The sequence below is a fragment of the Acinetobacter sp. YH12218 genome (assembly GCF_013417925.1).
GTDB lineage: Bacteria > Pseudomonadota > Gammaproteobacteria > Pseudomonadales > Moraxellaceae > Acinetobacter > Acinetobacter amyesii.
The window spans coordinates 1-9,899 of record NZ_VPDB01000089.1; the positions used below are offsets into that span (position 1 = coordinate 1).

The 9,899-nt window shown below is 41.0% G+C and carries 8 protein-coding genes, 1 tRNA gene and 1 pseudogene; 6 read left to right on the forward strand and 4 right to left on the reverse strand.

Annotated elements, in window-relative coordinates; all coding sequences use genetic code 11:
- Window positions 1-269: 269 nt before the first annotated feature.
- Window positions 270-346, reverse strand: a tRNA-Ile gene (locus FTV03_RS15920).
- 368 nt (window positions 347-714) lie between these two features.
- Here FTV03_RS15920 and FTV03_RS15925 point away from each other — a divergent pair.
- Window positions 715-2,919 (forward strand): OsmC domain/YcaO domain-containing protein, encoded by a 2,205-nt coding sequence (locus FTV03_RS15925; protein WP_180042139.1) that lies wholly within the window; start codon window positions 715-717, stop codon window positions 2,917-2,919.
- A gap of 534 nt (window positions 2,920-3,453) precedes the next feature.
- A complete protein-coding gene (locus tag FTV03_RS15930; RefSeq protein ID WP_111885746.1) occupies window positions 3,454-3,678 on the forward strand; it encodes a hypothetical protein in 225 nt (74 codons plus the stop codon).
- 126 nt (window positions 3,679-3,804) lie between these two features.
- Here FTV03_RS15930 and bioB read toward each other — a convergent pair whose 3' ends face one another.
- Together bioB and queG are read right to left on the reverse strand one after the other, a co-directional pair.
- Window positions 3,805-4,797 carry a biotin synthase BioB gene (bioB, locus tag FTV03_RS15935; RefSeq protein ID WP_180027230.1) on the reverse strand — a complete coding sequence of 331 codons (993 nt, stop codon included), beginning with the start codon at window positions 4,795-4,797 and terminating at the stop codon, window positions 3,805-3,807.
- A gap of 277 nt (window positions 4,798-5,074) precedes the next feature.
- Window positions 5,075-6,169: a tRNA epoxyqueuosine(34) reductase QueG gene (queG, locus tag FTV03_RS15940; RefSeq protein WP_180027229.1), complete on the reverse strand. Its 1,095-nt coding sequence runs from the start codon at window positions 6,167-6,169 to the stop codon at window positions 5,075-5,077.
- Between the two features lie 20 nt (window positions 6,170-6,189).
- Here queG and FTV03_RS15945 point away from each other — a divergent pair, with 20 nt between their 5' ends.
- On the forward strand, window positions 6,190-7,677 hold the full coding sequence (locus FTV03_RS15945) for an NAD(P)H-hydrate dehydratase (protein ID WP_180042141.1): 1,488 nt from the start codon (window positions 6,190-6,192) through the stop codon (window positions 7,675-7,677).
- A 1-nt stretch (window position 7,678) separates the two neighbouring features.
- A complete protein-coding gene (locus tag FTV03_RS15950) occupies window positions 7,679-7,954 on the forward strand; it encodes an acylphosphatase (RefSeq protein ID WP_078192889.1) in 276 nt (91 codons plus the stop codon).
- 70 nt (window positions 7,955-8,024) lie between these two features.
- On the opposite strand, the gene ruvC is transcribed toward FTV03_RS15950, so the two are convergent.
- Window positions 8,025-8,570 carry a crossover junction endodeoxyribonuclease RuvC gene (gene ruvC / locus FTV03_RS15955; RefSeq protein ID WP_078189034.1) on the reverse strand — a complete coding sequence of 182 codons (546 nt, stop codon included), beginning with the start codon at window positions 8,568-8,570 and terminating at the stop codon, window positions 8,025-8,027.
- A 132-nt stretch (window positions 8,571-8,702) separates the two neighbouring features.
- On the opposite strand from ruvC, the gene FTV03_RS15960 reads away from it, so the two are divergent.
- On the forward strand, window positions 8,703-9,275 hold the full coding sequence (locus FTV03_RS15960; RefSeq protein ID WP_180042143.1) for an FxsA family protein: 573 nt from the start codon (window positions 8,703-8,705) through the stop codon (window positions 9,273-9,275).
- Window positions 9,276-9,421: 146 nt separating this feature from the next.
- A pseudogene (locus FTV03_RS15965) lies at window positions 9,422-9,775 on the forward strand (LysE family transporter); the annotation flags it as partial.
- Window positions 9,776-9,899: the final 124 nt, after the last annotated feature.

Consider the following 9,899-nt stretch of genomic DNA (forward strand, 5'->3'; position numbering starts at 1 on the left):
TTCAAATGGCTATTCTACGTTTGATTGGTTTTGGAAAAAAAGAAGAATTTAAGAAAGTGCTAGCAATTTTAAGAAAGAAAAAGCCTGATAGGACAAGGATCCTATGAAATTTGTCGTGTACAGAGAGTTTTAATTAAGGATACAAGCAAGGATACAAGGAGGGGAGTTTTATATGAGTGTATATAAGTTTGTTAGTGATAATAAAAAACCCTTAACTCTATTAGAATTAAGGGTTTATATGTCATATAAGTGTATATGATTTTAAAATTTGGTGGGCCCACACAGACTTGAACTGTGGACCAACGGATTATGAGTCCGCTGCTCTAACCAACTGAGCTATAGGCCCTATATTCTGAATGTGTTATTTATCAACAAGTTCAGACGCAAAGCATACTAGCGAAGATTTTTTTAAAAGACAAGCCTTTTTCTTCACGGCTGCACACTAACACAACAAATTGGCTGTAGTTGCAGCAGTTGAGCTTGGATTCGACCAAAATGCACAAAGTGCCGGATTCTATCGTGATGTAAATCACGACAAAAGTTATCAAACAGTCAAAATAACCTTATAATAATGCCCATTCTTGTCAGTACCGTGCCCAAAAGCGCTTAGATTGGTACTGGCCTCACATTTTTAAGTCAATGTCCTACAGTTATTCGGCTTATGTTTTCATTTTTATGTGTTGCACTGACACATAAGAATATTTAGGTGCCCACATGGAAATTAAGGTTAATTATCTCGATAACCTTCGACAAGAAGCCAAATTTGATGACTTCACGGTAATTGCCGACCAACCTATTCGCTATAAAGGTGATGGTTCTGCTCCCGGACCATTCGACTACTTTTTAGCGTCATCAGCATTATGTGCAGCGTATTTTGTAAAAGTGTATTGTGCGGCGCGAGACATTCCGACAGATAATATTCGTTTATCACAAAATAATATTGTTGATCCTGAAAACCGCTATAAGCAAATTTTCAAAATTCAAGTTGAACTACCTGCGGATATTTCTGAAAAGGACCGTCAAGGTATTTTGCGTTCAATTGACCGCTGCACGGTTAAAAAAGTGATTCAAACTGGTCCTGAGTTTGTCATTGAAGAAGTAGAAAGCATTGATGCAGATGCACAAGCTTTACTTATGCCAAATTTAGCGTCAGACAGTACCACGTTTATTCCGGGTAAAGATCTGCCATTAGAAGAAACCATTGCCAATATGTCAGGTATTTTGGCTGGTTTAGGCATGAAGATTGAAATCGCGTCATGGCGTAACATCGTGCCGAATGTTTGGTCTCTACATATTCGTGATGCACAATCGCCCATGTGTTTTACCAATGGTAAAGGCTCAACCAAAGAAAGCGCATTAGCTTCGGCTTTGGGTGAATTTATTGAACGTCTCAATTGCAACTTCTTCTATAACGACCAGTTCTGGGGTGAAGAGATTGCCAATGCTGACTTTGTGCATTACCCAGATGAAAAATGGTTCCAACCCGGCCCAGAAGGCGAGTTACCTACTGAAATCTTAGATGACTATACACGTGAAATTTATAACCCAGAAAATGAGTTATTAGGCACACATCTATATGACACCAATTCAGGAAATATAGCACGCGGTATTTGCTCTCTTCCATTTGTCCGTCAGTCCGACGGTGAAACAGTGTATTTCCCATCAAACTTGATTGAAAATTTATACTTGTCAAACGGGATGAGTGCAGGGAATACCTTGGCTGAGGCTCAAGTGCAATGTTTATCGGAAATCTTCGAGCGTGCGGTCAAACGTGAGATTTTAGAAGGTGAATTGGCTCTACCAGATGTACCAGAAGAGGTTTTAGCCAAATATCCAAGTATTGTTGCGGGTATTCAAGGCTTAGAAGAACAAGGTTTTCCTGTATTGGTAAAAGATGCTTCACTTGGTGGTCAGTACCCTGTGATGTGCGTAACCTTAATGAACCCACGTACTGGTGGGGTTTTTGCATCTTTTGGTGCGCACCCTAAACTCGAAGTAGCTTTAGAGCGTAGCTTAACCGAGCTTCTACAAGGCCGAAGCTTTGAAGGTCTAAACGATCTACCAAAACCAACGTTTAGCTCGAATGCAGTCACTGAGCCAAATAACTTTGTAGAACACTTTATTGACTCAAGTGGTTTGGTGTCTTGGAAATTCTTTAGCGCACAATCAGACTATGATTTTGTAGAGTGGGATTTCACTGCAGAAGGTGAAAATGCCAATGCAGAAGAAGCTGCAGCGATGTTTGCGATTCTAGAAGACATGGGCAAAGAAGTGTATATGGCGGTCTACCAGCATCTAGGTGCTACGGCATGTCGTATTTTGGTTCCGGGTTATTCTGAAGTGTATTTGGTTGAAGACTTGGTTTGGGATAATACCAACAAAGCTTTGGACTTTCGTGAAGATATTTTAAATATTCATCGTCTAGATGAAGACGAGTTAGTGTCACTGGTTGAGCGCTTAGAAGAGCTTGAAGTGGATGACTACACGGATATTGTGACGCTCATCGGGATTGAGTTTGATGATAATACCGTATGGGGTCAATTAACGGTACTTGAGCTCAAACTACTGATCTATATTGCGCTACAAGAGTTTGAAGAAGCAAAAGAGTTGGTCGAAACCTTCCTTCAATACAACACCAATACGGTCGAACGTGGTTTGTTCTATCAATGCATGAATGTGGTTTTAGAAGTTGAATTGGACGATGACTTAGATCTCAATGACTATGAACATAATTTCCGTCGTATGTTTGGTGACGAACGTATGGATGCAGTGATTGGTTCAATGGATGGCAGTCTTCGCTTCTACGGTTTAACTGAAACCAATATGCAACTTGAAGGTTTAGATCGTCATTTACGTCTGATTGATAGCTATAAAAAATTGCATGCTGCACGTGCGAAGTTTGCCAGTCAGAACGTTTAAATCTGGGCTTGTGAATAACGTTACTCATGTGATCATCTATTTGAAAAAACTCTCCTAAGGGAGAGTTTTTTTGTGCGAAATTTGCTGAAAATTAATCTATATCTGTGATGCTGATATTAATAAAAATCCTTAGAACTCAGGTGAATATAAGGCAGGCTTAAAAATAACCGATTATCCGAAATTGTGTCATTTTAAAGTAAAGATATTTGACTCATTGGAAAAATATGATAATAAATTAGCTATGGCGTGTTTAGGCATGATCATAATATTTCAGGACGAAATATTCAGAAGCACATTAATAAATAAACGGGAGTTTTAACAACATGCTTCAATTATTCAGAAAACTATTTTGCATGCATATTTACGAATACGAGCAAATGGAAGAAATCGGTTCGCACAAGGAATGTCGTAAGTGCGGTGTGACAAAGTAATGCAGAGTCTCAGCCAAAAAAAGTGAGCGAAAGCTCACTTTTTTAATGCCGGTCAATATTGAAATCATTAAAATAGAAATACATTCACAGTTTTTATGCAGATATGAGTAAAGATTTTCAAGCCGAGCGTTATACCGTCGATGCCAATATGGCAGATACCATTGCATGGTTATTACAACATCAGGATTGCTTTGAATCTTTTCATTATGATGTGATTCAGCAGCAATTGGTGGTTCAACATGCTAATGGTCAAGACATTATTCGTGAAGGGGATTATTTAAATGCAGGCTATGGAATTTTAATAACAGCACATAACTTTGCGAAGTAATCGATATATTTTCCATACTCATGGTGATTCAACCATTCATTTATTCGCACCATCTCTTGCATTGCACATTGAAACCTACCACTGATCATTCAATAAAACTAAGCCCCGATGTTCGGGGCTTGGGTTTTAAGCCATTTGCATGGCATCAGTTGAAAGCTGTGCAGCAGTTGGTTTGGGCTGTTCCGCGATTAAACCGAGTTTGCTAAATAAAAGCTGATCTTTGCCTTCGCCTGCATTTGGCGTGGTCAGCAGTTTTTCACCAGAAAAGAGTGAATTTGCACCTGCCATAAATGCCAAAGCTTGTTCTGAATCACTCAGGGATTCACGACCTGCAGAGAGTCGAATATAGCTTTTTGGCATAATGATCCGTGCGACTGCAATGGTGCGAATCCATTCGATCACATCAAGTTTCTCAACCTCTGCAAGTGGGGTACCTTGAATAGGGACAAGGAGATTAATCGGCACGGATTCAGGATGAATCGGCAGCGTTGCCAACTCCATCAAAAAGGCGATACGGTCATCACGGCTTTCACCTAAGCCCACAATTCCGCCGCTACAGATTTTCATTCCAGATTGGCGAACATAGTCTAGCGTCGTTAAACGGTCATCATAGCTACGCGTGCTAATGACATTGGGATAATACTCACGAGAGGTATCGAGGTTATGGTTGTAATAATCTAAGCCTGCCTCATGTAGGCGCTCTGCTTGAGACTGATTCAGCATGCCAAGGGTCATACAGGTTTCAAGTCCCAGCGCTTTGACTTCACGCACCATTTCTAGCACATAGGGCATGTCCCGTTCATGTGGATTGCGCCATGCAGCGCCCATACAAAAACGCGAAGAACCTGAGGCAAGCGCAGCTTTCGCTTCATTGATGACTTTTTCCACAGCCAGACGTTTTTCAGCTTCTAATCCAGAGTCATAATGTGCAGACTGAGAGCAATATTTACAGTCTTCAGGGCACTTACCGGTTTTAATCGAAAGTAAGGTGCTGACTTGAATATGATTGGCTTGGAAATATTCACGGTGAATGGTCTGTGCTTGGAATAATAAATCCATCAATGGTTGTTGATACAACTCTTGTATTTCTGGATGTGTCCAGTCATTTCGGTAGCTCATAAATAATCCATATTTTCTGCCTAATGCAGATCATCATACGTAAAATTTGCAGACTTCCAAGACTATTTTGTAACATTGAAATTTAGCTAAAGTGCATTGAAATGGCTTTTTTAAAGAAGTTTTGATATTTAAGATACTTACAAAGTTGTGTTAAATGTCAGCACAATCGCTGCAATGTTTATTTTAAGCTGAAAAATCAATTTTCTTTGATTGCGTCACTAAGTTTTAGCTTAAAAGAAAACTTTGTAAGGATCTGGAAAATATAGAATAAAAGCCCTTAAAGCATTTTTGAGTTTTGTTCTGCAATTGCCCAATCAATATGAACTTGCACAATCGCGTCATGTTTTTCGCGAGAATTTTTTAATGATTGAACAATATTTGAACTGTATGGTGCATTGCCTAAGCCAATGGCGATATTTCGCATAAAGCTTTGATAGCCTGTTCGTCGGATAGGACTGCCTTCAGTACAGCTTAAAAAAGTGGCTTCATCCCATTGCCAAAGATCTAATAAACTCACTTGGTCGAGGCGATGACGTGGATAAAAGTCCTCAATTTGAGTTTTATGCGCAAAGCTATTCCATGGACAGATAAGTTGACAGTCATCACAGCCAAACACACGGTTGCCAATGCCACGGCGTAATTCTTCAGGAATGATGCCTTTATATTCGATGGTTAAGTAGGCAATGCATTTACGTGCATCTAACATATAGGGCTCAACGATGGCCTGAGTTGGACAGATATCAATACAGGCTGTGCATGAACCACAATGTTTGGTTGCCGGAGAATCAAAAGGCAAATCGAGTGATGTAAACAGCTCACCTAATACAAAAAATGAGCCTGATTTTTTATGGATCAGTAAGGTGTGTTTGCCTGTCCAGCCCATGCCTGCATTTTCAGCTAAGGATTTTTCAAACACTGGGGCAGAGTCGGCAAAGGGTCTAGATTCAAAATCTCCGATTTTTTCACGGATAATATTCGACAAAGTTTTTAAACGTCCGCGCATGACTTTATGGTAGTCACGACCTCGTGCATAGCGTGCAATGATGGCTGCATTTGGCTCATCAGGAACATAACGTGGTTTTGGGGTTTCGACCAAATAGTCCATGCGGACACAGATAATACTGCGTGTGCCGGGGACTAAAAGTGCAGGATTGGCACGTTTTTCAAGGTTTTCCTCTAGGAATTTCATATCGCCATGATAACCACGTTCTAAATATTCTTTAAAACGAGGGAGTTCCTCTTGAGCATCTGGCTTTGCGATGACACAATCAGAAAAACCTAAATTTAAGGCTTGCGCTTTAATCCATGCTTTTAGGGTTTCTGGATCATATTGATCGACAGGAATTTTTTGTGCAGGAGTTGAAGCGGCCATAATCATAACAAGGAAAAACAATGCGTCTGCAAGTTTACCATAGCCCTGTTTATCTTAGCCAAAGTATTCAAGCTTGGGAGCAGCGTTGGTTTGCTCAGCACAATAGCAGTTATGGTCTGATGCAGCAGGTCGCATGGTCGATTGCTCAGCAACTTATTCCAATGTTAAAGCAGCAAAATTTAAAAAATATTGCAGTGTGTTGTGGGCAGGGTAACAACGCAGGCGACGGCTATCTTACAGCGCAATATCTACAGCAAGCAGGCTTTCAAGTCGATATCTATGCCGCTGAAATAGGGGCATCGAAAGATTTGCATTCTGCGGTACAGGAAACGATAGATCACAAGCTCAAGATCTATACACATTTTGATTTTCAGCGTGACTATGACGTCTATATCGACGCATTATTTGGTATAGGGCTCAATCGTGAACTTTCTCACGAGTGGCAAGCCATTATTCAACGATTGAATGCATGCACGGGACTCAAAGTTGCGATTGATATTCCAAGCGGTTTACATGCCAATACAGGACAGCCTTTACCCATCGCATTTCAAGCCGATTATACCTTTACGGCATTGGGTTTAAAAGCAGGGTTATTTACAGGCCAAGCGAAGGAATATGCAGGTGAAGTTTCGGTGATAGCATGCATACCGACTGATGCTGAGCTTAAACCACTTGCGTATTTGTCACCGCAGAAAATCACTTTACCTGAGCGACAAGCTTTTGGTCATAAAGGCAGTTATGGACATGTTTTAGTTGTTGGTGGACATGCTGAAATGGGTGGGGCGGTGATTATGGCTGCTGAGGCTGCATTCCATGCAGGTGCAGGTAAGGTCACGGTTGTTTGTGATGCACGACATCACACCGCAATTTTGGCGCGCGCACCGAATATTATGCTACGCGATATCAATGCTTTAAATACAGAAGCGATTCGGCAACTGATCGATCATGTCGATGCGATTAGCTTTGGCATGGGGCTTGGTCGTGACAATTGGGCACAACAGCAGTTTCAGTCATGGTTTCCATTGATTCAGCAGTCAACCTTGGAAATTGTTTTGGATGCAGATGCCTTGTGGTTTCTAGCTGAAACACCTGAAAAATTGAATACACGCACCTATGCAACGCCACATCCGGGTGAGGCTGCAAAATTATTGGGTCTATCTACTGCAGAAGTTGAAGCGGATCGTGTACAAGCAATTCAGTATTTAAAAGAAAAATTTCAAGGTCAATGGGTGCTTAAAGGGGCAGGCAGCTTAATACTTGAAGATCAGCTTTGGATTTGCACCGCAGGTAATGCAGGAATGGGTACAGGCGGTATGGGCGATGTGCTTGCAGGGATGATTGCAAGTTTAAAAGCACAATTCCATCAGCAAATTCATCTGCACGAAATCGTAAGCCTGCATGCTTTAGCAGGTGATGTATTGGCGAAGCCGGGGATGCGTGGTTTGCAAGCGCAGGATATGGCCCAAGCGGTTTATCATGTGGTCAATCATTCAGGAGTTGAAGACTAAAATGCATGCAGTTAAATTGCGAATTCAAGGTAAAGTGCAGGGCGTTGGCTATCGTCGTTGGTTTGAACAGCAAGCGATTGCACTTGGTTTAAATGGCTATGTGAAAAATCTAGCGACTGGCGAAGTTGAAGCACTGATTATTGGAACTGAAGACGCCATTCATAAAATACTGAAACACAGTCTGGTGGGGCCTTTACGAGCAGACGTAACTAAAATCGATCAGCAAGAAATTCCAATGCATGAATTAGACTATAGCGGTTTTAAAATGATTCGCTAAATTTGATCACTAGATTGAATGGGCTTTTGAAAACAGAATGAATTACTGAGCTATATGAATTGACGATTATTTATCGACGTCGAGTGCTTACACGACTTCGACCACGAGCCATACCACCTAAGGCATTCAGTACAGCCATTTTACTCATACTACCAGACGCATGCGCATGACAAATTGCGGCAGCCAAAGCATCGGCTGCATCCTGCTGTGGTTTGATGCTTAGGTTCAGAATGCGCATAACCATCATTTGGACTTGTTCTTTGTCTGCCGCACCATAGCCGACCACTGATTGTTTGATTTGACGTGCTGTATATTCAGCGACTTGTAAATCTAAATTGGTTAAAGCGGCAATGGCAGCACCGCGTGCTTGACCCAGTTTTAAGGCAGAGTCAGGGTTTTGAGCCATAAAAACTTGCTCAACCGCGGCTTCAGTAGGTCCGTGAAACTTTACGATACGATCAATACCAGCAAAGATACGTTTTAAGCGTTCAGGCATTTCTGTCGTTTCGGTACGAATGGTGCCAGCATCGACAAAACGTAGTTTAGAACCATCCTTTTCGATGATGCCGTAACCAGTTAAGCGCGACCCAGGGTCAATACCGATAATTAATGACATGTTTGCCCTATTTGCCCTTTAAAAATAAAATAATGCCCATATTGTTACATAAGCGTGTCAAAAAAGCTTGATAGTGATTGAGCAGTTGAACGCAACACCTTAAATTAATTTACTGAGATTTGTTTAATTTTCATGAAATTATTTCTTCTGATTTTAGCAGGCTTGATCCTGGAAGTGTTTGTCTGGATCGGTGTGGGCGACCTCGTCGGCAGCATGTGGTATGTCTTTTTCTGGTTCGTGGCGGCCTTCTTTATAGGGATGAATATTATCCGTAAATATTCATCAGGTCTGATGCCTCAAATGCAGCAAATGCAAGCGGGTCAAATGAGTAATGATCCAGCTTTAACTGGAAACTTACCTAAAATTTTGGCTGGTTTCTTGTTGCTGTTGCCGGGTCTAATCTCAGATATTATGGCACTACTTATTTTGATTCCACCTGTACAAAGTGCCATGAAAGCGGTCATGATGAAAACCATGATGAAGCGTCAGCAAGCCATGATGGAAAAAATGATGGGTGGCATGATGGGCGATATGGGAGGCATGGGCGGTGCTCAAGGTCAGAACCCATTTGCAGATATGATGCGTCAAATGCAAGATATGCAAAATCAGCAATCAGGTCGTGATTCATCCGTTATTGATGGTGAAGCTCGTGAAGTGACGCCAGATGCGAAACAAATTGAACTGAAAGATGTCAATAAAAAATAATTAACTCAGTATGAAAGGCCGAATGTGTATTCGGCTTTTTTTTTGCGTAAATTTTGATACGGCCTAAAAATAAACCTTGTGTTGCCAACAAAAAAATTGAACAAGCGATATAATCTTCACGTTTTAATTCAAATGAATCAGCTTGCATGTCACTGTTATTCACCATCTGTGCGCTTCATTTTGTTGCGCAATTGAGTCCCGGTCCAGATGTATTATTAATTGCTAAAAGTGCAGCATCAACAACCCGTGCAAATACCTTAAAAATTATTGCGGGGATCTCTGTCGGGATTGTGGTGTGGGTCGTTTTAACCTTATTGGGCTTTACGGTTCTGGTTGAGCAATTTCCATGGATACAACAAGTTTTAATGGCTGTTGGTGGATTTTTCTTGGCGAAAATGGGTTGGGCGATGTTTAGTGGTGGGCTTAAAAGTTTAAATCAAACAGCCAATTTAGAAGATGGGCAGGCCTTAAGTCAGCAGAATACTGAAAATTATTTCTTATAGGACTTACGCATTGACGGATTCAAAAAAGTATTAAAATACTTTATAAAGTATCTGTGATCAGACGAATTAAAAATGCTTCTACAGCAACTTGTACTCTACCCATTTATATGGGCTTTCTCAT

Bases quoted from the DNA above. Each gene is read 5' to 3' on its own strand.
- bioB (WP_180027230.1), bottom strand. From the start codon at position 4,797: ATGAGCTACCGAAATGACTGGACACATCCAGAAATACAAGAGTTGTAT.
- FTV03_RS15945 (WP_180042141.1), top strand. From the start codon at position 6,190: ATGCGTCTGCAAGTTTACCATAGCCCTGTTTATCTTAGCCAAAGTATT.
- FTV03_RS15925 (WP_180042139.1), top strand. From the start codon at position 715: ATGGAAATTAAGGTTAATTATCTCGATAACCTTCGACAAGAAGCCAAA.
- FTV03_RS15960 (WP_180042143.1), top strand. From the start codon at position 8,703: ATGAAATTATTTCTTCTGATTTTAGCAGGCTTGATCCTGGAAGTGTTT.
- queG (WP_180027229.1), bottom strand. From the start codon at position 6,169: ATGGCCGCTTCAACTCCTGCACAAAAAATTCCTGTCGATCAATATGAT.
- FTV03_RS15950 (WP_078192889.1), top strand. From the start codon at position 7,679: ATGCATGCAGTTAAATTGCGAATTCAAGGTAAAGTGCAGGGCGTTGGC.
- ruvC (WP_078189034.1), bottom strand. From the start codon at position 8,570: ATGTCATTAATTATCGGTATTGACCCTGGGTCGCGCTTAACTGGTTAC.
- FTV03_RS15930 (WP_111885746.1), top strand. From the start codon at position 3,454: ATGAGTAAAGATTTTCAAGCCGAGCGTTATACCGTCGATGCCAATATG.